This window comes from Rickettsia endosymbiont of Rhinocyllus conicus, from assembly GCF_964026465.1.
Classification (GTDB): Bacteria; Pseudomonadota; Alphaproteobacteria; order Rickettsiales; family Rickettsiaceae; genus Rickettsia.
The window spans coordinates 1,423,217-1,449,580 of sequence record NZ_OZ032155.1 but is presented as its reverse complement, the minus strand read 5'-3'; the positions used below and the strand labels follow the sequence as shown (position 1 = coordinate 1,449,580).

The following is a 26,364-nucleotide window of genomic DNA, read 5'->3' as shown; positions in this document are numbered from 1 at the left end:
CATTCTATATGTTAAAACGACGCACTGCAAGTGCGGGGTTTTTCTCCCAAATTTGGGACAATAAACCCAAATAGGATTTTGGCAATTGCTTATCAATTATAAGTATAATTTTATTGCATGGCGATTTGAATAAACTACGAATTAGAGTATAATAAGCATAGGATTTATAGGGTTTCTTAGCTAAAATAAACTCTATCATTAAATCCCTATCTATGCCATTTGGATAGATTTCCCGCAATAATTCTTCGTTTTTAATAATAAAATCTAAATATGGCTCGATAAGGGCTATTCTTTTTTCTACAATATTGTTCATAACGGTTTAATCTCTTTTGAATTAATTTTGATCACCAAGAAGCAAAGCTTTTTTGGTGACCGGGGAGTTAGAAACACCGTAAGAACAACAGCTATAATAGGCTTTAGGCTTAAAGCAAATGCTATAAGCCCTGAACATACCCTATTATCCCCCCGATCAAAAAAATCGAGGATTACATTTTTACGATAAAATGATAAATCGGTTCTTAAGAGGTTTCTACACTCCAGAACAGCATTTAGCTGCCCCAAAAAGATTCTAAGCAAAACTTTAAATAAGTCAATCTGATTTTGTAAGTCTTATTTAATGTATTAGTATAATAAACTCGGTTGAATTTTGTGGATTCCGTGGTGGGGTCACAGAATGACAGGGAAAAATGACCCATGCAACAAAGTCGACTTGTCCATGGGATGACAGAAGCCAATTTCATGAGGTAGTATAAAATTCCTGAGATTGCCTCCGCCCTATGCTATGCATTTCCTCGCAATGACGAAAAAATAAGCCATGCAACAAGGCTATACCATCAATGGAATATTATCTATTTAACTTCCAGAAACAGTAGAGTAATCCCCGTTCTCTTTCCTGATAATATCATATTGTCTTTGGGCTATTGAATCGATAAAATGGATATTACCAGATAGTCCTATATAATTTTGTCTACTATTTATTCTATTTAAAAATCTACTTAAATCGAATTCATTTCCTATGAAACTGGCAGTCATACGTCCTAAATCATAGGAAAGTAGATGCATAAAACCCATATGATTGATTCCGAGAGCTTTTGCTCGCTCAGGAACATTACTGTTAAGAGTATTCAACGAGCCAGTAAAGCTAATATCAATATTTTCTGGATAATCTACATCAATGCGGTTATCACCAATTAATATAGCTTTTTTATCTAAATTATATTTATTAATACTACCAGCAAGTAGGCTTAAATTTTTTGGATCATCCGATATATAAATAATAGGCTTTGTTGTATCGCTGCGTTCATTTATAATATCGGTATTATCCGAAACATTTTTTACAGCCTTTGCAATAGATTCAGGATTATCTTCATAAAATTCAGTAAGTGCTAAGGTGGCATTTTTCTGAATCAAAATATTTTGCATAACTTGGCTAACAGTTTGAGAGTGTTTGCCTGTAGGCAGTAATGCCATAAAATCCTTATGACTACTTCCATAATAATTAACGATCCGGATTAGCTGCTTTAAAGGTGCATGACCAAATATGAATAATTTATCATCTGCAAGAGCAGGGTTATTTGACATAGTTATTATAACAATATTATTGGCTTTGGCTTTTTCGGCTATTAAAGAAGTAAAGTTAGAATATAAAGGACCTAGAATAATTTTAGTTTTGCGTGCTACTATTTTATCCATAGCAGCTAATACATTTTTCTCATCTGAACCATCATATGACGTAACATGGATATAAGATTTTACTCCATCATTAAGACCCATTTTAATCAAATCTTTATATTGCTTACCAACAATACCATCAGGACCTTGGTTAGGCATTAAAATTGCAATCTCAATTTCTTTTTGTGCTTTTTTTATAGGTACAATAGTTTCTTCTTTGGAAGTTTGACAGGATGATAGATATAAGGAACAAAAAAACATTAAAATGATTTTTGCAAAGTTTCGTGTTATACTAGCCATAATATTACTACAAAATTAAAAAATTATGTTTTTAAAAGCGGGATTATATATTGTTTCGACACCGATTGGCAATTTTGAAGATATCACACTTCGTGCTATATCAACCCTAAAAAACTCGGATATTATCTTATGCGAGGATACTAGAATATCACAAAAATTGCTAGCAAAACATGACATTCGTACTAAATTACAAGTTTATAATGATCATAGTGACGAGAAAGACAGAGAAAATATTATAAATCTAATAAAAGCAAATAAGATAGTAAGTTTAATTTCTGATGCCGGCACTCCTTTAATTTCTGACCCTGGATATAAATTAGTACGAGATTTAAGATCCCTAAATTTCCACATAGATATAGTGCCTGGTGTCTCTTCACCAATCACAGCATTAACATTATCTGCCTTACCTACTGATCGCTTTCTATTTTGCGGATTCTTACCTAAAACTATCGGAAGCAAGAAAAAGCTCTTTACTGAATTTGCAAACATTCGTGCTACGCTAATTTTCTTTGAGGCTGCACCCCGCTTAATAAATACTTTATTAATAGCTAAGGAAATACTCGGAAATCGTGAAATATGTGTAGCACGTGAGCTTACTAAGCTTTATCAAGAAATTAAAACTGCAAATATTGATGAAGTAATAGCATTTTATCAAAATAATACTCTAAAAGGCGAGATAGTATTACTAATTTCAGGGATTTTACAAGAACAAGAAGAAAAGCTGGAGCTTGATTTAATAGGATTTATAGAATCATGTTTAAGTAAAGATTTAGGCTCTGTCGCATCTATACATCATGTCTAGTATTTTCACTAAAACCTAAGATTTTAGATATTATGCTGCCATTAACATTTTAAAGTTTTCAAAAGTAGATACCTGCTCATTAGCTCCTACTATTTGTCCTTTTTGAATCATACGAATATTTTCAATACCAGCAATAGTTATCTTAGCACTACGGAAACTCTTAAAACCAAGCATTGGCTTAGTTCGTTTCTTAACAAATCTATGATCTTGTTCTATCAAATTGTTCAGATATTTATTTTGAAGTATTTTTATCTTTTGTTCTTTAGGTGAGTTTTTATTAAAGTCAGTAAGAGCCGAAGTATTACTACCACTCTTATCTATTACTACCTTTTTAGGTATATCGTTACTCTTAAAGGCTTTTTTAAAAAACGCCTTAGCAGCTGCAGCATCTCTACGTTTTCTTAATAAGAACTCAATAGTATCGCCACAAGAGTCGATGGCTCTATATAGATATACCCATTTACCATTGAGCTTAATATATGTTTCATCCATTCTCCAGCTATTGCCAATCGGTTTCTTACGTTTTCTAACCTCCCTATCTATCAAAGGAGCAAATTTAATTAACCATCTTTGAAGAGTAGCGTGATCTATTTTAGCACCTCTGATACTTGCCATCTCCTCAAGTTCTCTGTAACTTAACGAAAATCTACATTTCATATACACAAATAACATGATTATCTCAGGAGATGAACAAAATCCTTTAAAATACTTCAAAAGTTTTGGTGATATTGCAAATGGCATACTGCTAATTTTTTGGCTCTTTATAGCCTATATTACGACACTTGGCAATAGATGCGACAGAGCCCCTTGCGATAATCAATATCGTTTTTCCATCTATAATTTTTATTGTCGAAATTTAAATAACTTGGCTTCTGCATAAAAAATGATATTTATATTTATTATTTATTTTAATTATTTTGTTAGATGTTAGCAAACCTAATAAAAAAGTTACTACCTTTAGTTCCTACTCTACCAGGAATATATTTAATGTATAATTCTGATAAGGAAATTATTTATATAGGTAAAGCTAAAAATTTAAAAAAACGTTTAAACTATTATAGTAAAAATAATTTGCGTGGCAGAATAGCTAGAATGGTGCATCAAGTTTATTTAGTTGAATATAAAGTTACTACTTCAGAAAGCGAAGCTTTTTGCTGGAAACACAATTAATTAGGCAACATCAACCACGTTTTAATATATTACTTAGACGAGATAAATCAGCTAGCTATATAAAGCTACGATCAGACCATGACTTCCCTACATTAGTAAAATGTTATGTAGATAATTCAACAGGAAATAAATTGTTTGGACCTTTCACCTCTGGACATCAAATCGACTTGATCATTACAGAGTTACAAAAAATCTTTAAGCTACGAACTTGTAGCGATAGCGATTTTGCCTTTAGAAAACGTCCGTGTTTAGAATATGAAATTGGCAAATGCTTTGCTCCTTGCACAGGTAATATTTCTAAAGAAGATTATGCCGAATTGATAGAACAGATTAACGATTTTTTATCAAGCAATATAGAAAAATTACTAGGAAAATTAGCTCTTAAAATGCAGACTCTAAGCGATGATTCTCATTTTGAAAAAGCAGCTTTGATTAGAGATAGAATTAATCTTATAAAATTATCTAAATTACGTATCGGAAAACAATATGAAAGGATAATAGATGCTGATGTGCTTATTATTACTGAAGAAAATGATAGATTTTATATTAAGGTTACACTTTACAGGGGAGGACAGAAATGGGAGGAGCAAAACTATTCCCCCATTTATAGCAGAACAAGCACTAAATTAAAAGTTTTAGAGTCTTTTATTGGGCAGTTTTATCAAACAAGAAAACCTGCTAAAGAAATAATAATTAACGTACCGATACAAAATTCTGAATCAATTATTAGTTTTCTTAAAAAACTATATAATATAAAAACTAAATTTATAATTCCAAAAAGAGGAAGCAAAGCCCAGATATTGAGGGATTTACTTACTACCGAATGAAGAAACAATTTTGTTAATTAAGGATTCGATATTAATTGCCGATTGAGTATATTTTATTTCCTCATTAGGTGTTAAATCATCATTATCGTTTCCTGGTACGATTGCAATATATTTACCTCCGAGTAAACCACTAGTAACTACTTGAGCTTTTGAGTCTTTAGGTATTTTAACATTCTCATTGACATTTAAATATACAGTAGCAAAATAGCTGGTTGGATCTAAAAAAATCTTTTTAACATTACCGATTTTTATACCTGAAATCATCACGTCACTTCCGACTGATATCCCTTCCGCACTTTGAAAGCTGGCAGTGAGCTGATAGCCTTTGGCATTAGTCATAGAACTGCCAGTTTTATAAGCAAAAATTAAGAATAGGAAAGCAATAATTAATACTGCAAAACCAATAATTGTTTCAATAATATTTTGTTTCATTGTTTTTTATACCAAATAGTTAATTTATGGTTGCCATCTACTATATCTAGCATTTGACGATTTAGATGATTTTTGGCTTATTTTGTTACTTTCTTGCCAAGAAAAAAGCTTAACATTTCTCGGCACTTCATTTACTAAATGATGCAGCCATGCATGCCAACTTGGCGAAATTTTTGTTGGTTCGTTAGCATTTTTATAAATAACAAATCTTTTAGGACGCCCTAAATAGTCAAGCTTCTTACTTTCGTAATATTGGTTTAGTAACTCATCTTCTCCTACTTTTTTATGAAAAAAAGTAATAAAAAACTTATTTATCCACGACATTTTAAAATTTCTATAGCAGTTTGTCTTCCTTGTACTGCAAGTTTATCAGCAGCAATATTACCGCTATTACTTGCATGTCCTTTTACCCATTTCCAAATGATAGTATGTTTGCTTAATTCTTCGTACAAATTTTGCCATAAATCAGCATTTTTAACGGGTTCATTGTTGCTTTTACACCAGTTGTTTTTTATCCAATTATGGATCCAAACGGTAATACCTTGTTGTAAATATTTACTATCAGTATAAATTTCCACATGACAAGGTTTTTTTAGAATTTTTAGTGCTTCAAGAGCTGCTGTAATTTCCATACGGTTATTAGTAGTCTCAAGCTCATGTCCAAATATTTCCTTATTCACCTCATTAAATTGAAGTAACGCTCCCCACCCTCCTGGACCTGGATTACCAGAACATGCACCATCGGTATATATAACTACTTTCGATATATCTTCTTTCAATATTTTAACTAGGTTTAATAGGTTTAGACTTAGAAGAGTTACGGAATTTATCTAGCATAATAACATTTTTTGACAATAAAGCTTCATCAATTTTATCATTATTTTCTTCTTCCAAAATTTGCTTTTCTATTTTCAATATTTCAGCTGTATTATTATTTTGGATATTTAATTGCTGATTAAAAGTAAAACTATAACTATTGCTTGAATCAACAAAACTAATAAGAGCATCAAATGGTATATAAATTGTTTCCTTAATGCCGCTAAAACTTAACATTACAGAAAATCCGGTATCTTTTACTATTATATTCTCAAATTGATTCTGAAGTACTATCGTTATTTCTTTTGGGTATGCTTGTCTAACTTTTAAAGGCAAAATGACAGCTGGATGATCGGTCTTATATGATATATATATTAATTGGTCCCAATATAAATTTTCATGCTGAATCCTTGCCAAAACCTTTTTTACAAATTCCAACATAGATTCATTTAAAAATTTTTTATATTCGATATTCATATATAAAAGAACTAAATAATAGTAAGTAAGTAGACGAAGTTTTATTTGGAAAAGAGCAAGGCGTTTTGAAGCTTTTAACCGCAGCGTATACTTAATACGTGAGGATTAAAAGCAAAAAACAACGACGCCAATTTTTCAAATAAAACGAGTATACATGAGGGTTTTTCTGTTGCCCGGTAACCCCCCCCCAAACCGCGCAGGTTTATGCTACAGCTAAAGCTGGAGTACCTGCAGAACGATAGTTATCGTTTGCGTTTCTTTGTTTTGACCCGTAAGGCAAAAGCCTGCGGCGGAATCATCCCGAGTAAAAGCAATTTTTTTATTAGGCACGTCGATCCTATTTCGCCCCCTCAAAATACTACTTATCTTTTAAAAATTGCTTTTTCATTTTATCAGGGATTCGTGATGCTCACGTATTAAGTATACGCTCCGCTCACTCACCCATCAAAATAAAATTCAATTTTTAAAATACAAGCAGTATTTGCATCATATTGTTATACGAAGATCAATTTCAAAAAGAGCAAGGCGTCCACAAGACGAGGAACGGAGCGTATACTTAATACGTGAGTACCGGAGTACTTGTAGGACAACGTAGCCAATTTTTGAAATTCATCGAGTATGAGTACTGGTGGAGGCGTCGGGTACTGCCCCCGAGTCCGCAACCTCTATTCTAAATTACGTTTATTACTATAGCTATATTAGCACTTACTATTATCGCTTAATTTGATTAATTTGTAAAGGTTTTATAGATTTATATTTAAAATACGCTTATAATCAATATTAGATTTTAAATTACAAACTATTTTATGCTCCCAAATCTTGGAATTATTGCTGGTAAAGGTTCATTACCTTCTTTAATAGCAGGTAATTATAGAAAACAAGGTGGTAATTGTTATATAGCTGCGATAGAGGGCGAAGCTGATATAGAGTTAATTAAAGACTTTGAGTATCAACCTCTTAAAATCGGTATGGTTGGAGCAGCTATTAAATATTTTACACAACATAACGTAAAAAATATTATTCTTATAGGAGGAGTCGATAGACCAAATTTTAAAAATTTAGCAGTGGATAAAATAGGTAGTTTATTACTTCTTAAAATAATTAGCCAAAAAATTCGTGGGGATGATAATTTATTAAGAATAGTAGCTAAATTCTTTGAGAATTATGGTTTTAAGATAATTTCAAGTAGTGAGATATATCAAAATCAACAATGTGATTCTAATATTATAACTGATACTAGCCCTACAAATTCTGATAAAAAAGATATTGAATTTGGGGTAAAATTATTAAATCATTTAAGTAAATTTGATATTGGTCAGTCGGTTATAGTTGAAGATGGTTATGTGCTTGGCATAGAAGCGGCTGAGGGAACGGATAATTTAATAGCTAGATGTGCAGACTTACGTAAAAAATCTTGCGGTGGAGTGCTTATTAAACTTTCAAAAATAGGACAAGATAATAGGCTAGATTTACCAACTATAGGCGTTAATACTATAAAAAATCTTGCTAAATATAATTACAAAGGCGTTGCAATTCAAAAAAACCAAGTAATTATAGCTGAAGAAGAGAAAACTATAAAACTCGCTAATGAACATAAAATTTTTATAACAAAATGTTAGCAATAGGTATTACCGGTAGCTATGCATCGGGCAAAACTTTTATTTTGGATTATTTAGCAGAAAAAGGATATAAGACTTTTTGTGCCGATAGATGTATAAAAGAATTATATCAAGATTCAAAGATCCAAACCGGTATTTTAAAATTATTGCCGGAGCTTGAAGCTTTTAACATTGGAAAGATTAGTAATTTAATTTATAACAATGATCTCGCACGTGAGAAATTACAAAACTTTATTTATCCACTCCTAATAGATAAGCTAATTCAATTTAAACAGGAAAACATAAAATCCAAATTCGGATTTGCCGAAATACCGCTATTATACGAAGCTAAATTTGATAAATATTTTGATTTTGTCGTGACTGTGCATTGCTCTGAAGAAATAAGAATGCAAAGAGCAACAACCAGATCTTCTTTTGATATGGAAATCTATAACAAGATAAAGGAAATTCAGCTTTCGCAGGAGAGTAAAATAGCAAAAGCAGATTTTGCTATAAATAGCGGCGTTGATATGTTAGAATTAGAAACTCAGATAGCAAAGTTAATAGAGGATTTGGAATGTCAAGTTTAAGAGAAATAATTTTAGATACCGAAACTACGGGACTTGATCCAAAAGGCGGTCACCGAATTGTTGAGATCGGTGCTATTGAAATGGTAAATAAGGTACTAACCGGCAGACATTTTCATTTCTATCTTAATCCAGAACGAGACATGCCATTTGAGGCTTATAGAATTCACGGCATTTCCGGCGAGTTTCTAAAAGATAAACCACTATTTCATACTATTGCAGATGATTTTTTAGAGTTTATTGCCGATAGTAAGCTCGTCATTCATAATGCACCTTTCGATGTTAAATTTCTAAATCATGAATTATCATTATTAAAAAGAGCTGAAATTAAACTCCTAGAACTTGAACATGCTATTGATACTTTAGTGATGGCTAGAAGTATGTTTCCTGGATCAAAATATAGCCTTGATGCTTTATGTAAAAGATTTAAGGTGGATAATTCCGGCAGACAACTTCATGGAGCTCTTAAAGATGCAGCTTTACTTGCTGAAGTATATGTAGAACTAACCGGCGGTAGGCAGTCAGCCTTTAAGATGCTTGATAAAGCTGCTAAGGTAAATAATTTTAGCTATAATCGCTTGGATTCTCAGGCACATAGGAATATTCCCGTTATTAAACCAACAAAAGAAGAATTACAAAAACATAAAGAATTCTTAAGCAAGATTTTAAAACCTGCTTCGTAAAGCGTCATTGCGAGGAGATGCATAGCATCGACGTGACAATCTCAGGAATTTTATACTATTGCATGAGATTGCTTCGTCAATTACTACGTAATTTCCTCGCAATGACGATTATTAACATTCCTAAAACCCAATTATGAAAACCAAACTCACCGTACTCATCACCTTTATAATACTCATCTCTTTAGGTTTTTGGCAGCTTAATCGCTTAAAAGAAAAGAAGCTATTTTTAGCATCGATGCAAGAAAATCTTACCTCCCCTGCAATCGATTTAGCTGAAATTCATGACAACTTACCTTATCAAAAAATAAAACTTAATGGGCATTTTTTACCTGATAAAGACATATATTTATATGGTAGGCGGTCAATGTCGAGTGAAAAGGATGGCTATTATTTAGTTACACCATTTAAGACCGATGAAGACAAAATTATTTTAGTAGCACGTGGTTGGTTTAGTAACCGCAATAAAAATATTATTACACAAGCAACCAATGACCAACCCCATGAGCTTATCGGCGTTACTATGACATCCGAAAAAACTCGTAGCTACTTACCTGCCAATGATATTAAAAACAACGTATGGTTGACCTTAGACTTACAAGAGGCATCTAAAGTTTTAGGATTAAATCTTAAAAATTTTTATCTCATTGAAGAGAGCAAAGATATTAGCAATCTAGATATTTTGCTACCGCTTTCAATAAATCATTTAGCAGCTATTAGAAATGATCATTTAGAATACGCTTTTACTTGGTTTGGACTCGCCGCATCTTTAGTTGTAATTTATGTAATATATAGAAAGAAAAATAACCTTTCCAAAATTTAAATTTTTACTTGCAAAAGCAAAACAAATAAATATTATGAGTATAATTTTTTGATTTTGCAGGAGTTTATGACTAATCATCTAATATCCAATCTTCTAGATTTTGATAAACAGCGGGAAGCTTATAAGTTAATTCGCCAATATAAATCGCAAATTAAAGAAAATCCTAGCTTAGCTAATTCAGATTTATATATTGAAATTGGTGATTTATATATTAAAAACGTAATGTTTGAATTTGCTTTAAAATTTTATAATAAAGCAAGATTTTTAGAAATTAATAATCTTGAAAAACAAGCTCTTATAATTCAGAAAATACAAGATTTACATGAAATACAATTTAAAATATATGTACAGAAAGCTTTGGAAAACAAATCTCTTTTTATAGAAAAAAAATCTTGATATAGAAAAATGTGCAAATGATTTTAGCAATATATTTAATATCAGTTCAACTGCTTTTTTAAAAAAATATACTATTCTTAAAGAACATAGAATGTCATTGTCAAATAAAAAGGGAGCACTAAATTACGTAAAAAAGGGACCACTTTATTTAAAATTTTTTATGTCATATTACCTCCAGATTTATAGTTATTAATACGATAACTTTTACCTGTGATGTTTAGTATATGTGCATGATGTACTACTCGATCAATAATTGCATGAGTTAATAACTCATCAGCAAATATTTCATTCCATCTTTCAAAATCCTTGTTTGTGGTGATAATGGTAGATTTATTTTCATATCGTTTAGCAATAATATTAAAAAAATCATCTACTGAATGTTTTGGTAATTGCTTAAAACCTAACTCATCAAGAATTAATAAGTCAAATGATAAGAGTAATTTAACTTTTTTGTGATAGCTATTATCTGCTCTTGCAATATGTAAATTATAAAGCATATCCGATACCGTAGTAAAATATACAGAGTATTCTCGTGTTAAAGCTTTTAATGCTAATCCAATAGCAAGATGAGTTTTGCCAGTTCCAGAATTACCTATGAATATGACATTGCCCTTAGTATTAATATAATCACAAGTAGATAAATCACTTATTACTTTGGTATCAATACTTGGTTGGAACTGAAAATCAAAGTCTTCTAAATTTTTAGTTACCGGTAATTTAGCAGCATTTTTACGACGACGGTAATTATTATCCTTACGGTGAGATTTTTCATCTTCACATAATAGTGAGAGAAATTCTTTAAATCCTAGTTTATTATTTTGAGCATAAATAATCCTTTCATTTAAGCTATTGACTATACCTGATAATCTAAAACTACGTAGGTCATTAAGCAAGTTCTGCATTCTGACCTCCAAACTCTGGCAATGGTAAGTTTACTGCATTACTATTTAAGATATTCTTAATTTTAGAGTAAGAACTTATACCGTAATGTAATGCTCTATGACAGGCTTTATCTATTAACTCATCATTGTAAACCTTACGTAAAGAAATAATACCTCTGGCACAACGTTGCCAATCATTTACTCGTGTTTGTTGTAATAACTCTAATAATAAACTGCAATTATTGCCTATCTGCTGCATTTGTTGTTGATAATGTTCGCTATATTCTATAAAACCTGGGCATAGACGTTTATATTTGGCATAATGAGACGGATTAGTGGTAAATATTCCTTTGCCATCTACTCTAACGTGCCTTGCTATTAAATCATTTTGTATAGAAAATATTTGAACAAGGTTTGGTGATAATTGTACCAATACTTCACTGTATATATATTTTGCTGGTACGGAATAATAATTATTATCTATGGTGATATGACAATCTTTTGCTACTTTTCGATTATGCCACGATGATAAATCAAACGTTTCTAATGGTAAGGGCATTAAATTATTACTTTCTTCTTGCTCAAATAGTTCCTGAGGAATTTTTTTAGTAGTACCATGTATTCGGTTATTTGCTTTATTTAACCAGTTTGCAAGATCGTGTATTAATTCTTCATATCTATGAAATTTACGTCCAGCAAAAAAATTATTTTTGACATACTTTATGCCTGATTCTACTTTGCCTTTTTCTTGAGGTTGATATATACGACAAGGAGAAAGTAAAATCCCATAATGATCAGCTAAACGTTTGTATTCCTTCTGATATACAGGCTCATAGAAATTGCTATCTACCACCCCAGCTTTAAGATTATCAAGTTTTATTACTTTTGGACTACCAGCAAAATAATTAAATGCATTGATATGACATTGTATCCATGTTTTACAACTTTGATCAAACACTACTTCATAATAATCAAGGCGACTATAGCTTAAACGCATATTAAACACATATGCTTTAACTCTACGCCCTTGGGCATTATACTGTAAGCCTATGTCACCAAAATCTACTTGTGCTTCCTCTCCTGCTAAAGTATGAAAACGAATGCAACTGTTATTCTGAATCTTATATTTTTTGATATAACGGGTTAGCGAACCATAACTTTTTGTATAACCTTGAATTTTTAACTCTTCAAAAATTCTTATGTAACTTAGATTCTTTTCTAATAACTCAATTATTTGTTCGTGCCAAGAATCCAGTGCTGAAGATCGTTCATAGGGTGCAGGATATTCTGTACCAGACTCTACGTAACGATTTATTATTTTTCTTACTGTTTTACGGTCTATCCTTGTTAGTTTGGCAATATTTCTTTGACTGTTGCCTTGCTTATAAAGGGTGATAATTGTTGTGTACATATTTATTCTTATCATTGTATCACTAGATATTTATTTTAATTAATTATCTAGTGAATATTGCACATTATAACCTTATTAGGTTACACCAAATTCTCTGGTCCCTTTTTCGTGCAATTTAGTGGTCCCCTTTACTTTAGCAATGACACTTAGCTTATTTACTTCTTTTTCAGTAAAGTCTAATACGATCTCATAAGTAGATTTTCTGTTTTGATTTGACATTTGATGACTCCCGATTAATTAAAACCACCAAACTATATAATTTTGGTGGTCGGGGCGTTCAAAAAACTGCCTAAGATCAGTCATAATAGCTTTTAGGTTTAAGGTTTACACCTTAAACCTTGAACATGACTATTATCACCCCGACCATAGAAGCCGAGGTTTGTATCATTTTATGGTTGATACTGTCCATCTTAAGTTTGGATTTTTGAAGTCCCAGAATAGCATTAACTATTCCGGTTACGATTCTATATATGACTATTAAAAAGTCAATAAGTTTATAGGTTGAATGTAATTTCTGCTTCTGTCATACTGTGGCTTGGGAACTAGGTTGTTGCACCCTTTATGTCATTCCTGCGTGAGGCTTTGCCTGCGTGGATCATTTTCTCCTGTCATCCCGTGGCTTGTCCACGGTATCCAGAAAAACAACTTTTAATACTAATAATTTTAGTATTTTAAGCTGGATCCCGCGATCAAGTCACGGGATGACAGTATTAGTTATTATTTAGCTCTTCTTCCTGCTGTTTATACCATAGTTCTGCATAATAGCCTTTTTGTTTCAGCAAGGTTTTATGGTTGCCACGCTCGACTATATAGCCATTATCTAAAACAATAATCTCATCAGCGTCGATTATTGTTGATAAACGATGAGCAATAATTAAGGTGGTATAATGCTCTGATATTTCTTTAAGACTTGCCTGAATTAGCTTTTCAGTTTTAGTATCAAGTGAGCTTGTTGCTTCATCAAACACATATATAGATGGATTTTTGAGTAACGTCCTTGCTATGGCAATGCGTTGTTTCTCGCCGCCTGAAAGCTTTAAACCACGCTCACCTACTTGGGTTTCATACCCCTCCGGCAGGCTAGTAATAAACTCATGAATATGGGCGTTCTTTGAAGCAGCTATAACCTCATCATAGCTAGCCGAATTATCACCATAAGCGATATTGTAATATATCGTATCATTGAACAAGACAGTATCTTGCGGCACGATTCCAATAGCTTTGCGAAGCGAGCTTTGCGTGACCTTTCTTATGTCCTGCCCGTCTATAGTAATACTGCCACTATTAATATCATAAAACCTAAAAAGCAAACGTGAGATGGTTGACTTACCGGCCCCGCTACTCCCGACTATCGCAAGCGTCTTACCACTATCTATAGTAAAGCTGATATTATGTAAAATTGGACGTTCTTGATTATAAGCAAAATTCACCTCTTTAAAAGCGACTTCGCCTTTTAATATAGTAAGCTCTTTAGCGTCTTTAGCATCCTCTACTTCTTCTGGTATGTCTAAAAGATTAAACATATCTTCCATACCAACTAAGGCATTCTTAATTTCCCTATAAGCAAATCCAAGTATTGAAAGTGGGATTGATAGCTGGAAAAGATAAGTATTAACCATGATTAAATCGCCGACAGTCATTTTACCTTGATTTATTTTAGTCGCCGATAGTATCATAAGAGCAACAAGCCCAAGGGATATTATAACATCCTGCCCTATATTTAAAATGGATAGGCTATTAGTTGTCTTCGTTGCTGATTTTTCATAAATTTGTAGTGCCTCATTAAATTTAGAGGCTTCATATTCCTCATTACTAAAATATTTAACAGTCTCAAAATTCAGCAGGCTATCGATTGCCCTATTATTTGCGGTATTGTCGCTTTGATTCATCTCTCGTGCAAACGAAATCCGCCAGGTACTAATTAGAAAAGTGTACAGAACGTAAATTGACATGGTTACTAAAATAGTGAAAGAAAACCAAATGCCATATACATACCATAATATCCCGCTTACAAGTATGATTTCTACACTTGTCGGAAGAATATTAAATAGTGAATAACGCAGCACCGCTTCTATGCCTTTAGTGCCACGCTCTATTGACCTACTTAAGCCGCCGGTTTTTCGTGTAATATGAAAACGCATGCTTAAATTATGCATATGTTTAAAGACATTAAGAGCAATAAGCCTAGTTGCCTGATGCCCTACTTTAGAGAAAATAATATTGCGTAACTCATTAAATATCTGAACAAATATTTTAGTCCCACCATATACCATAATCATGCCGATAATAACCGAAATGGCTAGATTTTTATTCAAGCCATCTATTACGTATTTATAAACTATTGGTACGAAAATATTTATTACTTTAGCAAGTAACAAACAAATAAGCGAAGTAACAATCCGCAAGCGTATGTTAAACTCTTTCGACCATAAATAAGGCAGAAGTGAATAGAATGAATTTTTATGTTGATTTTGATTAGGCATTGTTTGATGTATTGTTACGTGGATTAGTTTTGTTCTTGTCATCTCGCGAGCTTGTCCAGCAGTGTTTCATGACTTTTATGTCATTCCCGCGTAGGCGGGAATCCAGAAATACATTCGCCTAAATCGTTCCATTTAGGATTAATACTTTCTATCAATTTTATTTTCCAGCTACGATTCCATTTTTTTAAAGCTTTTTCTCTAGTAAGAGCTTCTTTGATATCAGCAAATTCTTCTGTATAAACAAGTTTTATAATATTATATTTTGATGTAAATCCTTTAATCACTTTTTGCTTATGTTCATAAGCACGACGCAATATATTATTAGTAACACCAATATATAAAGTACCATTGCGATCGGAACACAATATATATACCCAATACATTTTTATTGCTATAGTTTTATTTTTTTCTGGATTCCCGCCTACAGGCTTTGTTGCATGGCTTAAAAAGCAAGTACAATGTATCCCTAGCTAAAGGCGGGGATCCAGCATAAAGCGAGACAAAGCGAGCTTTTAGCTTTAGAAACTTGCTGCTTTTATGTTTATTTTTCTGGATTCCCGCCTACGCGGGAATGACATAAATGATCGGTACAGTAGAGTCGACGCTACGCCTCTCCTCGCAATGACGATAGGTTTTAAGCACCGGCAGCAGCTGAATCTTTCTTCGGCTGTCCTTCTAGCAACTTATCTAATCTTCCCTCTTTGTCAAGATCATATAAATCATCACAACCACCTATATGCATATTATCTATAAATATCTGCGGAAATGTTAATCTATCAGGATTATTTAACTTCTTTCTTAATTCTGCTACGTTTGGATCTTGAGAGTTTTGAACTTCGATTTCTTCATAAGCAACTTCTTTTTTATCAAGTAGTGCTTTAGCTTTCATGCAATAGGGACAACCAGCAAGGGTATAAATAATAATAGCGTGTAATATAGCTTTATTCATAATGTTGTACTCTTTTATTTAATTTTAATATATTATCTTAAACTATAATTATTAAAGCAAGAAAAAAGCGATGAGTAACTTTTCTATTATATCAGATTATAAACCAGCGGGTGATCAGCCAAAAGCAATTGATGAAATTATCAAAGGCTTAAACAACAAAAAGCGTTCGCAGATGTTACTTGGTATTACAGGCTCAGGTAAAACCTTTACTATGGCAAATATCATAGAAAGAACCAACCGACCGACGCTTATTATGGCACATAATAAAACACTAGCTGCACAAATTTATTCCGAAATGAAATCGATTTTTCCCAAAAATGCAGTTGAATATTTTGTCTCATATTATGATTATTACCAACCAGAAGCTTATATCCCGAAAACCGATGTTTTTATAGAAAAAGACTCCTCAATTAACGAGCAGATTGACTTAATGAGGCACTCAGCTACAAGATCGTTATTAGAGCGACGTGATGTTATAGTCGTGTCCTCTGTTTCTTGCATTTATGGTCTTGGTTCGCCGGATTTATACTATCAAATGACAGTCAATTTAGAGCCTGGTAAAAGCTACCCTCGTGATAAGCTACTTAATGATTTAGTGAATTTACAATATGAGCGTAATGATATTGGTTTTGAACGTGGTTGCTTTCGGGTTAAGGGGGATAATGTTGATGTTTTTCCATCACACTATAGCGATAAGGCTTGGCGTTTGTCATTTTTCGGTAACGAACTTGAGTATATTCACGAATTCGATCCGCTAACCGGTGAAAAGCTTGCTAAACTTGATAAAGCTATAATATATGGTAATTCTCATTTCGTAATGCCAAAAGAAACAGTAAATAAAGCAATATCGGAAATTGAAGAGGAATTGCAAAAACGTATTGCATTCTTAAAATCGCAAGACAAATTACTGGAAACACAAAGGATCAATCAACGCACTCAATACGATCTTGAAATGCTAACCGAAACAGGCAGCTGTAAAGGTGTAGAAAATTACTCCCGCTTTTTCACAGGTCGTAAAGCTGGAGAGCCACCACCCACTTTATTTGAATATCTCCCAAAAGATGCGTTATTATTTGTTGATGAAAGCCACGTATCCGTACCACAAATTAGAGCTATGTATAACGGTGATAGAGCAAGGAAAGAAGTGCTGGTAGAGCATGGATTTCGTCTACCGTCAGCTCTTGATAACAGACCACTAAAATTTGAAGAATGGGAGAATTTTAGACCGCAAACTGTTTTCGTATCAGCAACTCCATCACCTTTTGAGTTAAATGAAACTGGCGGCGAAGTTGTAGAGTTAATAATTAGACCTACTGGGCTGCTTGATCCAGAATGTATTATTAAGCCTGCTACTAATCAGGTTGAGGATTTAGTAGGCGAAATCCAAAGCACGATTGCCAAAGGTTTCCGTGTGTTAGTTACAACTCTTACCAAAAAAATGGCAGAAGATTTAACCAATTATTTACAGGAACTTAAATATAAAACCTCTTATTTGCATTCTAACGTTCATACATTAGAGCGTATCGAAATATTAAGGGATTTAAGGCAAGGAACAATTGATATTTTAGTCGGAATTAACTTGCTACGTGAGGGTTTAGACATTCCCGAATGCGGTTTAGTTGCCATACTTGATGCTGACAAAGAAGGGTTTTTGCGTTCGGAAGTATCGCTGATACAAACAATTGGTAGAGCTGCAAGAAATAGCGAGGGAAGAGTTATTCTCTATGCCGATAAAATGACTAAGTCCATTGACAAAGCTATTAGCGAAACGATGCGTAGACGGACAATTCAGCAAGAACATAACGAAAAATATGGCATAATTCCAAAAACCATCAACCGTACTATCCATGCTTTAGCAGAGCTTGAGAAAGTAGATAGTAAGCTTGATAAAAAACAAACGCATAATTTATTTGAAAATCCAGCTAAGCTAAAAGCTCATATTGATAAACTAAGAAAAGAAATGCTTAAAGCTGCAAGCAATCTTGAATTTGAACAAGCAGCAAAACTTCGTGATCAACTAAAAACTTTAGAAGAGGCAGCATTAGAATTGAGCTAAATTTATGACAAGTAAACCTCTTTATCTAATGTCCCTTCGCTATTATCAACAAGCATAGTAATTGTTGCATCACCTGTTATATTAATGGTAGTGCGTAACATATCAAGAATTCTATCTATTCCGGCAATAATTGCTACACCCTCAATCGGTAAATGTACAGATGAAAGCACCATAGGCAGCATGATTAACGAAGCTCCAGGAATACCAGCACCGCCAATTGAGCCAAGGGTTGAGGTTAAGATAATCACTAAATAATCATGCGGAGCAAGCGTTACGCCCATCATTTGAGCAAAAAAGATAGTAGTAAGCGATAAATTTATAGCAAACCCATCCATATTAATTGAAGCACCTATCGGCAATACAAACGAGGTACTAGACTCTGAGATCCCAAGTTTCTCACGACAAACTTGCATAGTAGTTGAAAGAGTTGCTTTGCTACTTGAGGTAGAAAAAGCAAGTATTTGATACTCAAAGCTTTTCTTATAAAAAGGTATAGGAGATACACGACAAAATATATATATAAGCAAACCGAATACTAGATATTGAAATGTCATTGCCACAACAACTGCTATAACAAGCTTTGAAAGGCTTATCATTACTTCTATACCTTGCGTGCCTATAATCCAAGCTGTTAAAGCAAAAGCACCATAAGGTGATAATTGAATAACAAAAGATATCATTTTTAGTACTAATTTTGACATTAAATGTACTAAATCAGTAATAGGTTCTGCTGCTGCTTTCATTTTATTTAAGGTAATACCAACAAAGACGGCAAAAAATACTACTTGCAAAACATCACCATTTGCAAAAGCACCGACAGCATTATCAGGTACTATATTTACAAAGAAATCTATTATATTAAAGGATGTTCTCTCAACCTTGCCAGAGCCAGAAGGAGAAAAATCTATATGCATGCCTACGCCAGGTTTCAATATTGCAGCAACAGCAAGACCAAAAACCGTAGCAAAAAAAGTAGTTCCTAAAAAGGCTACTACCGCTTTCATGCCTACCCTGCCAAGTGCAGAAGTATCATTCATACTAGTAATGCCTGAAACCAAGCTAAAGAAAATTAGTGGTGCAATGATCATTTTTATCAAACGTAAAAATATGTCACCGACTGGCTTAATATAATCAACATATTGCGGTAGGTAAATACCGAATATAATACCGAAGATTAGACCTAAGGTAACTTTTTGCCATAATTTCATTTTTTACTCCACGTATACTTACTTTATTTTTCGATTTAAATTATTCAACCATAGGTTTACTTGCTATTTTGATTAATCCATTCTAAGTATTTTTGAAGACCGCAGTCAATATTTATTTTTATTATTTGTGGTAATTCATAATTATGAACTTCAAGGATTTTATTTTCAATCTTTTTATAATTAGAAGATTTTGCTTTAATTATAATTCTGTATTCTTTTTCAAAGTTTACTTTTTTTTCCCATTTAAAGTAACTTTTCACATCATCAATTTGTATGCAAGCAGCAAGATCTAGCTCTAATAATAGAAAGGCTATTTTTTCAGCAATTTGTAAATCATTAGTCGTAGTTAAGATCAAGGCATAATCCTGCATGCTTAGACCTCAACAAAGCAATTAGGTGTCTCGAATAGTTTTATGCTAGTAACAAAGAATTTTTGACTTTCAAAAAGCTTAGGGAAAATCTCATTTTTTAAATGCAGAGCAATATTTTCTGCCGTCGGATTATTCTTTAAATAATATACTTTCTGACCTGTGTGACTTTCAATTTTCTGCCCGATTTCTTTATCATCCTGATGCAAGATTAGGCTATGGTCAAAATTTTTATCAACCCAGCCTTTAGCTAAATCTTTAATCAAGCCAAAATCCACTACCATACCAAGTTCATCAGTATTTTTTGCTGCTATAGTTATCTCGAGAACATAACGATGACCGTGCAGATATTGACATTTATTTTTATGACCGATAATTCTATGCCCTGCATCGAACTCAATACGACGAGTACATTTTATCATTAATTATAACTCCAAGCAAACTATAAGTTTAGCAGTAGCTTTTCAGGACTTTCTATTAGCTCTTTAATTTTTACTAAGAATGAAACAGCTTCCTTTCCATCAATTATGCGGTGATCGTATGATAGAGCTATATACATCATCGGACGTATTTCAATTTTACCATCTATAGCCACTACTCTTTCCTCAGTTTTATGTAGTCCTAAAATACCAGATTGAGGCGGATTAATAATAGGAGTAGATAAAAGCGAACCATATACACCACCATTAGAAATCGAGAATGTGCCACCTGATAAATCAGCCATAGAAAGCTTACCATCTCTTGCTTTTTTAGCGAGTCCCCCTATTGTCTTTTCAATATCAGCAAATCCCATTTTGTCAGCATCTCTAACAACCGGTACGACAAGACCTTGCTCTGTTCCAACTGCTACACCTATATCGTAATAATTTTTATATACTAAATCATCACCATCTATCTCAGCATTTACTGACGGAATAAGCTTTAACGCTTCGATAGTTGCTCTAACAAAGAATGACATAAAGCCAAGCTTTACGCCGTGCTTTTTCTCAAACTCATCTTTATACTTACCACGCAGAGCTATCACTTTTGACATATCAATTTCATTAAAGGTAGTCAAAATAGCAGCTGTATTTTGCGAGTCTTTTAAACGCTGTGCAATGGTTTTACGCAAACGTGACATACGCACACGCTCTACTCTTTCTTCACTAGTTTTAGCTGAAGAAGTGGTAGGAGTAGTGGCAGGAATAGGAGCGTTCATAGTCTCTAATACATCGCCTTTGGTAATTCTACCATCTTTGCCTGTTCCTTTTATATTATTTGGATCAAGCTTATTTTCAGTAACTAATTTCTGCACAGATGGAGCAAGGGTATTATTAGCAACTGCTGGCTTTTCTGGTACTTTTTCTGGAACAGGCTGGGAAGCTGTTTGAGGTTTTGCTGCTTCGTTACTATTTGTTGCTACAGCTTCCCCCTCATTTATATCGCCTATTTCTTCACCAACTGCAACATTTGCTCCGTCAGCTTTTATTATTTTACCTATAGTACCATTGCACGGGGAATTAACTTCTAATGTTACTTTCTCAGTTTCAATTTCCAATAATAATTCATCGGTTTTAACAGCGTCGCCCTCTTTCTTATACCATTTGGCAATAGTAGCTTCTGTTACCGATTCACCGAGAGACGGCACTATAATTTTAACACCCATATTTGTTTCCTTATTTTTATCCTAAATTATTATATAGTTTATGACTTTGGTGCGTGGCTTCAATGTCGTCATTGCGAGTGACTGCAAGGAACGTGGCAATCTCAGGACTTTTTTACTAGATTGCTTCGTCAATTACTTCGTAATTTCCTCGCAATGACGGTAAAACTGATACACACTGGTAAAATCGCCACGGAATGACACCAAATTTCAAAGCTATCTCTTAATTTAATGCTTTTTTTAGTATTTCTTCTTGTTGCTTATTATGTGCTTGTAATGAGCCAACTGCTGGAGATGCTGATTCTTCTCTACCTATATATTTGAATTTATTATTAATTCCTGCTTCTTTTAAAGCATTATTTAGGTGAGAGGTTATATATCTCCAAGCTCCCATATTCATTGGCTCTTCCTGACACCAAATAAATTCACTTGCTTTATTATATTTTTTTAACAGCTCTACTACAACCTTTTTTTCAAATGGGTATAATTGTTCAAGCCTAATAATTGCTATATTACTATTACTGCCACGCATTTCGAATAAATCATAATATACCTTACCACTGCATAAAATTACTTTAGTAACATTGCTTGCTTCCAGTTTATTTACTTCATCTAAAACCGGCGAAAAAGTAGTATTACCACCTAATTCATCAAGTTTAGAAACCACATTCTTATGACGCAACAAGGATTTCGGCGACATCACGATCAATGGTTTTCTAACATTATCAATTATTTGACGACGAAGCAGATGGAAAATTGAAGCAGGCGTAGTAGGATATGTAATATACATATTATCCTCTGCTGCTAGCTGCAGGAATCTCTCAAGCCTTGCTGAACTATGTTCCGGTCCTTGACCCTCAAAGCCATGCGGTAGTAAAACTACTAGTCCGCTCATGCGAAGCCATTTTGTTTCACTGCTTGAAATGAATTGATCGAAAATAATCTGAGCTCCGTTAGCAAAATCACCAAATTGAGCTTCCCATAAAACTAGATTTTTTGGGTTTGCGAGTGAATAACCATATTCAAAACCAAGCACAGCATATTCGGATAAATTACTATCTGCTACTTCATATGTTGCTTGCTCTTTGGACAAGTTATTTAAAGGTATATAGGTAGTATCATCAACTTGGCTATGTAACACTGAATGACGATGTGAGAAAGTACCACGTCCGCAGTCTTGCCCTGTTAATCTTATATTAGTACCGGATGTAAGCAGGCTTGCAAAAGCGAGCTGCTCAGCTGTTGCCCAGTCAATAGGCTGATCTGCTGTTAAAGCAACTTTTCTAGCATCAAATAACTTAACCAATTTTGGATTAACAGCAAAATTTTTCGGCATTTCGCATAGCTTAATCCCTAGATTTTGCAAAGTCTTTTTATCTACCCCAGTTACTGCTGCTTGTGTGCGAGTGCGGGTAATACCTTGCCATAAACCACCTAAGAAATGAGCCTCTGCCTTATAATTTTTAGCCTGCTCATATTCCTTATCCAGTTTTGCTTTAAACTGTTCTTTTAATTTAGCAAAATAATTATTATCGATTACGCCATTTTTCACTAGCTCATTTGCATAAATATTTCCAGGCGTTAGCTTACTCTTGATGATGTTATACATTTTACCTTGTGTATACATCGGCTCATCACCCTCATTATGCCCATATTTTCGGTAGCAAATGATTTCCACAATAACATCTTTACCGAATTTCTGCCTATATTCCACCGCAATATTTGTAGCTTTTAAGACTGCTTCTATATCATCACCATTAACATACAAAATCGGTGCTGCTATTATTTTTGCAAATTCTGTAGAATATCTGCTGGCTCTGGTATCGGCAGCATTCGCTGTAAAACCTAGTTGGTTGTTAATTACGAAATGTAGAACTCCACCAATATTATAAGCAGCTAGGGGTGACATAGATAAGCTTTCTGCCACAACTCCTTGACCGCAAAAAGCAGCATCACCATGGACTAAAATAGCTTTGACTTTACTGCGTTTAGGATCTTTAAGTATGTCCTGTTTTGCTCTTACTTTACCTGCAACTATTGGGTTTACAGCTTCTAAATGTGACGGGTTATCAGCTAGCGACAAATGTATCTTCTTATCACCTATGACCCTGTCCGATGAATAGCCTAAATGATATTTTACGTCACCTGAAACATTTAGCTCGTCAGGGAATACGCTACCACTTATAAAGCCTGCGATAACCGCTCTATAAGGTTTACCGACTACTTTAGTTAGCGTGTTTAATCTTCCACGATGAGCCATTCCTATGACGATCTCTTCCACACCTTGATGCAGAGATAAATCAATAGCTTTATTCATGGCAACTATGGAAGCATCACCGCCCTCTACCGAGAAACGCTTAGCCCCTGGGAATTTTGTATGTAGATATTGCTCAAATCCTTCTACTTCCACTAAGTCATTTAGGATATTTTTCTTTTCTTCCGAGGAAAATGAAATAACACCTGATTCTAATTTAGAATATAACCAATTTTTTTCCTCTTCATTTTCTACCTGCTCAAATTCAGTTCCAATAGAACCTGCATAAGTTTTATCAAGAAAATTAACCAACTCACCTAAGCTATACGTTTTATCTAAAAATTTATGCTCTATTACTTTACCAAGCTGATCATTTGTAAAACCAAAATTCTCTATACCAAGCTTTAAATCCTCTTTAGTTTTAGTAACTTCAAGCCCTAGAGGGTCTAGCTTTGCAAGATAATGGGCATATTTACGATAATTTTTTATCATCGCACCGACATTAAAATTATTTGGGGTGGATGTAGGATTTTCTGAAGTTTTGGACTCTTCTGCGGCAACGGCTTTTAAAATTATTTTAGCAGTACTTTTATTAAGAAGCTGATTGCTATCCTTAACGCCCACAAAAAACTCTTGCCAAGTTTGATCAACTGAAGCAGGATTTTCTAAATATTGTTTATATAGTTCTTCAATAAAAACAGCGTTCCCACCGAATAAAAAACCTGTCTTTTTTAAATTTTCTTCCATATTATTTTTATGATAATTTAATTTTTTAACGTCATTGCGAGGAGATGTTCTATGTCATTTCCACATAGGCATCGTTGCGTGAATACTAAGTCGTCATTGCGAGCGAATGAAATGAGCGTGGCAATCCAGAAAAAATAATAAAAAATGCTATAAGTTAGCATTTTTTTTACTAGATTGCTTCGTCAATTACCTCGTAATTTCCTCGCAATGACGGAAAACCTAATCCACGCAACAATGCCGCCACGGCATGACACCTCATTTATTACAAATACTTCTCTTCCAAGTACTTAATAAACACTTCAGGATTTATATTCTCCTCACCGCTAGCACTTTTTAGCAAATCAGGCGAATTTTTTAGTGAACCGAAATTTCTGAAATTTTTATTCAAATAATTATTTAAGTTACTAAAGTCACCTTTTAAAATATCATCTTTTACGTTTTTGTTTATCTCTTTTACTTTCTTCATTACCATTGATGCAATAATTGCCCCGTTTGTGTAAGCTGGAAAGTAACCGAACCATCCGCTAGACCAATGAATATCTTGCAAACATCCTTCGCTAAAACTTCTAGGTTTTATTCCTAAATATTCCTGCATCTTACTATCCCAAAAATTTGGCAATTCATCAAGATTTAATTCACCGCTAATAAGCAATTCTTCTATTTCAAAACGCAATATTACATGCATTGGGTAAGTTACCTCATCAGCGTTAACTCTGATAAAATCCGGCTCAACTTTCGTAATTGCCCTATATAAATTATCTGCCGAATATTCTTCCGACTTAAGGTTAAATTCATCACGAAGTAATTTTGCTAAAAACTCCGTAAACTCTCTTGACCTACCTACTTGCATCTCCATAAATAAAGACTGACTTTCGTGAAAAGCCATGCCTTTAGCACGTCCGACCGGCTGCCCCCCCTTGTACATTTCTGGTAAGTTCTGCTCATATAAAGCATGTCCAGTTTCGTGAATAATCCCCATTAAGCCGCTTATGAAATTATCTTTATCATATCTGGTAGTTAAGCGTATATCATTTGGTGTTCCACCGCAAAAAGGATGAGTAGATTCATCAAACCGCCCTCTGCTCCCATCAAACTGCATAATTTCCATTATACGCTTGCCGATATTTTTTTGTATTTCAGGGCTTAATTCAGTACTTTTTACCAGTTCTTTTTGACTTTTCTGCTTTTCTAAAACCTTACCAATAAGCTCAGAAAGATTTTCTTTAACATATAAAAAAACTTTTTTAATCTCGCTGCTTGTTCTACTTGGATCATACATATCAATTAATGCATCGTAAGGACTGCAATTAAATACACCTGCACGTACTTTAGCAACTTCTCTTGTATAATCTAAAACTTTCTGCAAATGAGGCTTAAATAAATTATAATCATTAGTCTTTCTCACTTTTCGCCAAACAAGTTCAGATTTAGTAGTTGCAGCTACTAATCTCTTTTGTAGCTCCTCATCGATACAATTTGCATCTAATATCTTCCGCTCAATTTCTCTTATATTAGCATTCTGCCATTCATCAAGATTTTTTGCCTCTTCCTTTGCTCTGCTAACTAACTCTTTAAGCAACGGGGATTTAACCAGAGAATGAACTAGCGAAGTTAAAGATACCATCTCGTTTGTCCTACTTTCCCCTGATCCTATAGGCATATTTACTGCTATATCCCAATATAATATGCTTAAGATATTTTCAAAATTTGAGATGGTTGAAAGTTCATTTTCTAGTTTTTTGTAATTGTTCATATATTCCTTGTTTTTTGTCATTGCGAGCGAATG

The 26,364-nt window shown here is 33.5% G+C and carries 27 protein-coding genes, 1 other RNA gene and 2 pseudogenes; 9 read left to right on the top strand and 21 right to left on the bottom strand.

The window, feature by feature from the left end; translation table 11 throughout:
- Positions 1 to 4 precede the first annotated feature (4 nt).
- Both AAGD54_RS07805 and AAGD54_RS07800 read right to left on the bottom strand, forming a co-directional pair.
- Entirely contained in the window at positions 5 to 313 is a 309-nt protein-coding gene (locus tag AAGD54_RS07805; protein ID WP_341794526.1) for a hypothetical protein, read from the bottom strand.
- 539 nt (positions 314 to 852) lie between these two features.
- Positions 853 to 1,971: a penicillin-binding protein activator gene (locus tag AAGD54_RS07800; RefSeq protein WP_341794525.1), complete on the bottom strand. Its 1,119-nt coding sequence runs from the start codon at positions 1,969 to 1,971 to the stop codon at positions 853 to 855.
- 25 nt (positions 1,972 to 1,996) lie between these two features.
- Here AAGD54_RS07800 and rsmI point away from each other — a divergent pair.
- A pseudogene (gene rsmI, locus AAGD54_RS07795) lies at positions 1,997 to 2,770 on the top strand (16S rRNA (cytidine(1402)-2'-O)-methyltransferase); the annotation flags it as partial.
- A 33-nt stretch (positions 2,771 to 2,803) separates the two neighbouring features.
- Here rsmI and AAGD54_RS07790 read toward each other — a convergent pair.
- Together AAGD54_RS07790 and AAGD54_RS09480 are read right to left on the bottom strand one after the other, a co-directional pair.
- Positions 2,804 to 3,514 carry an IS6 family transposase gene (locus AAGD54_RS07790; RefSeq protein WP_341794245.1) on the bottom strand — a complete coding sequence of 237 codons (711 nt, stop codon included), beginning with the start codon at positions 3,512 to 3,514 and terminating at the stop codon, positions 2,804 to 2,806.
- 65 nt (positions 3,515 to 3,579) lie between these two features.
- Positions 3,580 to 3,651, bottom strand: a pseudogene (locus tag AAGD54_RS09480) (DUF4385 domain-containing protein); the annotation flags it as partial.
- A gap of 46 nt (positions 3,652 to 3,697) precedes the next feature.
- Here AAGD54_RS09480 and AAGD54_RS07785 point away from each other — a divergent pair.
- On the top strand, positions 3,698 to 3,943 hold the full coding sequence (locus tag AAGD54_RS07785; protein ID WP_341794524.1) for a GIY-YIG nuclease family protein: 246 nt from the start codon (positions 3,698 to 3,700) through the stop codon (positions 3,941 to 3,943).
- The gene (locus tag AAGD54_RS07780) at positions 3,925 to 4,770 is read left to right on the top strand and encodes a UvrB/UvrC motif-containing protein (RefSeq protein ID WP_341794523.1); all 846 of its coding nucleotides are present in this window, start codon (positions 3,925 to 3,927) and stop codon (positions 4,768 to 4,770) included. The genes AAGD54_RS07785 and AAGD54_RS07780 overlap by 19 nt, the downstream gene beginning before the upstream one ends.
- On the opposite strand, the gene mlaD is transcribed toward AAGD54_RS07780, so the two are convergent.
- From mlaD to ssrA, 5 genes are all read right to left on the bottom strand, one after another.
- Positions 4,753 to 5,202, bottom strand: a complete 450-nt coding sequence (mlaD, locus tag AAGD54_RS07775; RefSeq protein ID WP_341788892.1) for an outer membrane lipid asymmetry maintenance protein MlaD — start codon at positions 5,200 to 5,202, stop codon at positions 4,753 to 4,755. The genes AAGD54_RS07780 and mlaD overlap by 18 nt on opposite strands.
- Before the next feature lie 24 nt (positions 5,203 to 5,226).
- Positions 5,227 to 5,526 carry an NADH-ubiquinone oxidoreductase subunit NDUFA12 family protein gene (locus AAGD54_RS07770; RefSeq protein WP_068041416.1) on the bottom strand — a complete coding sequence of 100 codons (300 nt, stop codon included), beginning with the start codon at positions 5,524 to 5,526 and terminating at the stop codon, positions 5,227 to 5,229.
- Entirely contained in the window at positions 5,514 to 5,981 is a 468-nt protein-coding gene (rnhA, locus tag AAGD54_RS07765) for a ribonuclease HI (protein ID WP_011477056.1), read from the bottom strand. The genes AAGD54_RS07770 and rnhA overlap by 13 nt, the downstream gene beginning before the upstream one ends.
- A gap of 4 nt (positions 5,982 to 5,985) precedes the next feature.
- A complete protein-coding gene (locus AAGD54_RS07760; protein ID WP_011477055.1) occupies positions 5,986 to 6,495 on the bottom strand; it encodes a ClpXP protease specificity-enhancing factor SspB in 510 nt (169 codons plus the stop codon).
- Between the two features lie 154 nt (positions 6,496 to 6,649).
- Positions 6,650 to 7,238: a transfer-messenger RNA gene (gene ssrA, locus AAGD54_RS07755) on the bottom strand.
- Between the two features lie 63 nt (positions 7,239 to 7,301).
- Between ssrA and AAGD54_RS07750 the strand changes: the two genes are divergently transcribed.
- From AAGD54_RS07750 to AAGD54_RS07730, 5 genes are all read left to right on the top strand, one after another.
- Positions 7,302 to 8,114 carry an LpxI family protein gene (locus tag AAGD54_RS07750; protein ID WP_341788891.1) on the top strand — a complete coding sequence of 271 codons (813 nt, stop codon included), beginning with the start codon at positions 7,302 to 7,304 and terminating at the stop codon, positions 8,112 to 8,114.
- The gene (gene coaE / locus AAGD54_RS07745; protein WP_341794522.1) at positions 8,108 to 8,683 is read left to right on the top strand and encodes a dephospho-CoA kinase; all 576 of its coding nucleotides are present in this window, start codon (positions 8,108 to 8,110) and stop codon (positions 8,681 to 8,683) included. The genes AAGD54_RS07750 and coaE overlap by 7 nt, the downstream gene beginning before the upstream one ends.
- A complete protein-coding gene (gene dnaQ, locus AAGD54_RS07740) occupies positions 8,671 to 9,363 on the top strand; it encodes a DNA polymerase III subunit epsilon (RefSeq protein ID WP_341788889.1) in 693 nt (230 codons plus the stop codon). The genes coaE and dnaQ overlap by 13 nt, the downstream gene beginning before the upstream one ends.
- 133 nt (positions 9,364 to 9,496) lie before the next feature.
- Positions 9,497 to 10,183, top strand: coding sequence for an SURF1 family protein (locus tag AAGD54_RS07735; RefSeq protein WP_341788888.1), 687 nt, complete (start codon positions 9,497 to 9,499; stop codon positions 10,181 to 10,183).
- Between the two features lie 66 nt (positions 10,184 to 10,249).
- On the top strand, positions 10,250 to 10,579 hold the full coding sequence (locus tag AAGD54_RS07730) for a hypothetical protein (protein WP_341794521.1): 330 nt from the start codon (positions 10,250 to 10,252) through the stop codon (positions 10,577 to 10,579).
- Positions 10,580 to 10,737: 158 nt separating this feature from the next.
- Here the strand turns inward: AAGD54_RS07730 and istB are convergent, their stop codons facing one another.
- From istB to grxC, 6 genes are all read right to left on the bottom strand, one after another.
- The gene (gene istB, locus AAGD54_RS07725) at positions 10,738 to 11,481 is read right to left on the bottom strand and encodes an IS21-like element helper ATPase IstB (RefSeq protein WP_341794290.1); all 744 of its coding nucleotides are present in this window, start codon (positions 11,479 to 11,481) and stop codon (positions 10,738 to 10,740) included.
- Entirely contained in the window at positions 11,465 to 12,871 is a 1,407-nt protein-coding gene (gene istA, locus AAGD54_RS07720; RefSeq protein ID WP_341794291.1) for an IS21 family transposase, read from the bottom strand. Before istA ends, istB begins: the two co-directional genes overlap by 17 nt.
- A gap of 75 nt (positions 12,872 to 12,946) precedes the next feature.
- Positions 12,947 to 13,090, bottom strand: a complete 144-nt coding sequence (locus tag AAGD54_RS07715; protein ID WP_341794520.1) for a hypothetical protein — start codon at positions 13,088 to 13,090, stop codon at positions 12,947 to 12,949.
- Between the two features lie 491 nt (positions 13,091 to 13,581).
- The gene (locus tag AAGD54_RS07710) at positions 13,582 to 15,354 is read right to left on the bottom strand and encodes an ABC transporter ATP-binding protein/permease (protein ID WP_341789240.1); all 1,773 of its coding nucleotides are present in this window, start codon (positions 15,352 to 15,354) and stop codon (positions 13,582 to 13,584) included.
- 80 nt (positions 15,355 to 15,434) lie between these two features.
- Positions 15,435 to 15,737 carry a GIY-YIG nuclease family protein gene (locus AAGD54_RS07705; protein WP_341794519.1) on the bottom strand — a complete coding sequence of 101 codons (303 nt, stop codon included), beginning with the start codon at positions 15,735 to 15,737 and terminating at the stop codon, positions 15,435 to 15,437.
- Positions 15,738 to 15,988: 251 nt separating this feature from the next.
- Positions 15,989 to 16,303: a glutaredoxin 3 gene (grxC, locus tag AAGD54_RS07700; RefSeq protein ID WP_341788321.1), complete on the bottom strand. Its 315-nt coding sequence runs from the start codon at positions 16,301 to 16,303 to the stop codon at positions 15,989 to 15,991.
- A 70-nt stretch (positions 16,304 to 16,373) separates the two neighbouring features.
- Between grxC and uvrB the strand changes: the two genes are divergently transcribed.
- Positions 16,374 to 18,359, top strand: a complete 1,986-nt coding sequence (gene uvrB, locus AAGD54_RS07695; RefSeq protein ID WP_341794518.1) for an excinuclease ABC subunit UvrB — start codon at positions 16,374 to 16,376, stop codon at positions 18,357 to 18,359.
- A gap of 2 nt (positions 18,360 to 18,361) precedes the next feature.
- Here uvrB and AAGD54_RS07690 read toward each other — a convergent pair whose 3' ends face one another.
- The 6 genes from AAGD54_RS07690 to AAGD54_RS07665 form a co-directional block, all read right to left on the bottom strand.
- Positions 18,362 to 19,567 carry a dicarboxylate/amino acid:cation symporter gene (locus AAGD54_RS07690; RefSeq protein WP_341788323.1) on the bottom strand — a complete coding sequence of 402 codons (1,206 nt, stop codon included), beginning with the start codon at positions 19,565 to 19,567 and terminating at the stop codon, positions 18,362 to 18,364.
- A 56-nt stretch (positions 19,568 to 19,623) separates the two neighbouring features.
- On the bottom strand, positions 19,624 to 19,938 hold the full coding sequence (cutA, locus tag AAGD54_RS07685; RefSeq protein WP_341788324.1) for a divalent-cation tolerance protein CutA: 315 nt from the start codon (positions 19,936 to 19,938) through the stop codon (positions 19,624 to 19,626).
- A gap of 2 nt (positions 19,939 to 19,940) precedes the next feature.
- Positions 19,941 to 20,357, bottom strand: a complete 417-nt coding sequence (locus tag AAGD54_RS07680) for a 6-pyruvoyl tetrahydropterin synthase family protein (RefSeq protein ID WP_341794517.1) — start codon at positions 20,355 to 20,357, stop codon at positions 19,941 to 19,943.
- Between the two features lie 20 nt (positions 20,358 to 20,377).
- Positions 20,378 to 21,580: a 2-oxoglutarate dehydrogenase complex dihydrolipoyllysine-residue succinyltransferase gene (gene odhB, locus AAGD54_RS07675; RefSeq protein ID WP_341788326.1), complete on the bottom strand. Its 1,203-nt coding sequence runs from the start codon at positions 21,578 to 21,580 to the stop codon at positions 20,378 to 20,380.
- A gap of 220 nt (positions 21,581 to 21,800) precedes the next feature.
- Positions 21,801 to 24,578: a 2-oxoglutarate dehydrogenase E1 component gene (locus AAGD54_RS07670; protein ID WP_341794516.1), complete on the bottom strand. Its 2,778-nt coding sequence runs from the start codon at positions 24,576 to 24,578 to the stop codon at positions 21,801 to 21,803.
- A 262-nt stretch (positions 24,579 to 24,840) separates the two neighbouring features.
- Entirely contained in the window at positions 24,841 to 26,331 is a 1,491-nt protein-coding gene (locus AAGD54_RS07665; protein ID WP_341794515.1) for a carboxypeptidase M32, read from the bottom strand.
- Positions 26,332 to 26,364: the final 33 nt, after the last annotated feature.

Excerpts from the sequence above, each read along its gene's own strand:
- AAGD54_RS07805 (WP_341794526.1), bottom strand. The coding sequence starts at position 313 with ATGAACAATATTGTAGAAAAAAGAATAGCCCTTATCGAGCCATATTTA.
- AAGD54_RS07800 (WP_341794525.1), bottom strand. The coding sequence starts at position 1,971 with ATGGCTAGTATAACACGAAACTTTGCAAAAATCATTTTAATGTTTTTT.
- AAGD54_RS07790 (WP_341794245.1), bottom strand. The coding sequence starts at position 3,514 with ATGCCATTTGCAATATCACCAAAACTTTTGAAGTATTTTAAAGGATTT.
- AAGD54_RS07785 (WP_341794524.1), top strand. The coding sequence starts at position 3,698 with ATGTTAGCAAACCTAATAAAAAAGTTACTACCTTTAGTTCCTACTCTA.
- mlaD (WP_341788892.1), bottom strand. The coding sequence starts at position 5,202 with ATGAAACAAAATATTATTGAAACAATTATTGGTTTTGCAGTATTAATT.
- AAGD54_RS07770 (WP_068041416.1), bottom strand. The coding sequence starts at position 5,526 with ATGTCGTGGATAAATAAGTTTTTTATTACTTTTTTTCATAAAAAAGTA.
- AAGD54_RS07760 (WP_011477055.1), bottom strand. The coding sequence starts at position 6,495 with ATGAATATCGAATATAAAAAATTTTTAAATGAATCTATGTTGGAATTT.
- AAGD54_RS07750 (WP_341788891.1), top strand. The coding sequence starts at position 7,302 with ATGCTCCCAAATCTTGGAATTATTGCTGGTAAAGGTTCATTACCTTCT.
- coaE (WP_341794522.1), top strand. The coding sequence starts at position 8,108 with ATGTTAGCAATAGGTATTACCGGTAGCTATGCATCGGGCAAAACTTTT.
- dnaQ (WP_341788889.1), top strand. The coding sequence starts at position 8,671 with ATGTCAAGTTTAAGAGAAATAATTTTAGATACCGAAACTACGGGACTT.
- AAGD54_RS07735 (WP_341788888.1), top strand. The coding sequence starts at position 9,497 with ATGAAAACCAAACTCACCGTACTCATCACCTTTATAATACTCATCTCT.
- AAGD54_RS07730 (WP_341794521.1), top strand. The coding sequence starts at position 10,250 with ATGACTAATCATCTAATATCCAATCTTCTAGATTTTGATAAACAGCGG.
- istB (WP_341794290.1), bottom strand. The coding sequence starts at position 11,481 with ATGCAGAACTTGCTTAATGACCTACGTAGTTTTAGATTATCAGGTATA.
- istA (WP_341794291.1), bottom strand. The coding sequence starts at position 12,871 with ATGTACACAACAATTATCACCCTTTATAAGCAAGGCAACAGTCAAAGA.
- AAGD54_RS07715 (WP_341794520.1), bottom strand. The coding sequence starts at position 13,090 with ATGTCAAATCAAAACAGAAAATCTACTTATGAGATCGTATTAGACTTT.
- AAGD54_RS07710 (WP_341789240.1), bottom strand. The coding sequence starts at position 15,354 with ATGCCTAATCAAAATCAACATAAAAATTCATTCTATTCACTTCTGCCT.
- AAGD54_RS07705 (WP_341794519.1), bottom strand. The coding sequence starts at position 15,737 with ATGTATTGGGTATATATATTGTGTTCCGATCGCAATGGTACTTTATAT.
- grxC (WP_341788321.1), bottom strand. The coding sequence starts at position 16,303 with ATGAATAAAGCTATATTACACGCTATTATTATTTATACCCTTGCTGGT.
- uvrB (WP_341794518.1), top strand. The coding sequence starts at position 16,374 with ATGAGTAACTTTTCTATTATATCAGATTATAAACCAGCGGGTGATCAG.
- AAGD54_RS07690 (WP_341788323.1), bottom strand. The coding sequence starts at position 19,567 with ATGAAATTATGGCAAAAAGTTACCTTAGGTCTAATCTTCGGTATTATA.
- cutA (WP_341788324.1), bottom strand. The coding sequence starts at position 19,938 with ATGCAGGATTATGCCTTGATCTTAACTACGACTAATGATTTACAAATT.
- AAGD54_RS07680 (WP_341794517.1), bottom strand. The coding sequence starts at position 20,357 with ATGATAAAATGTACTCGTCGTATTGAGTTCGATGCAGGGCATAGAATT.
- odhB (WP_341788326.1), bottom strand. The coding sequence starts at position 21,580 with ATGGGTGTTAAAATTATAGTGCCGTCTCTCGGTGAATCGGTAACAGAA.
- AAGD54_RS07670 (WP_341794516.1), bottom strand. The coding sequence starts at position 24,578 with ATGGAAGAAAATTTAAAAAAGACAGGTTTTTTATTCGGTGGGAACGCT.
- AAGD54_RS07665 (WP_341794515.1), bottom strand. The coding sequence starts at position 26,331 with ATGAACAATTACAAAAAACTAGAAAATGAACTTTCAACCATCTCAAAT.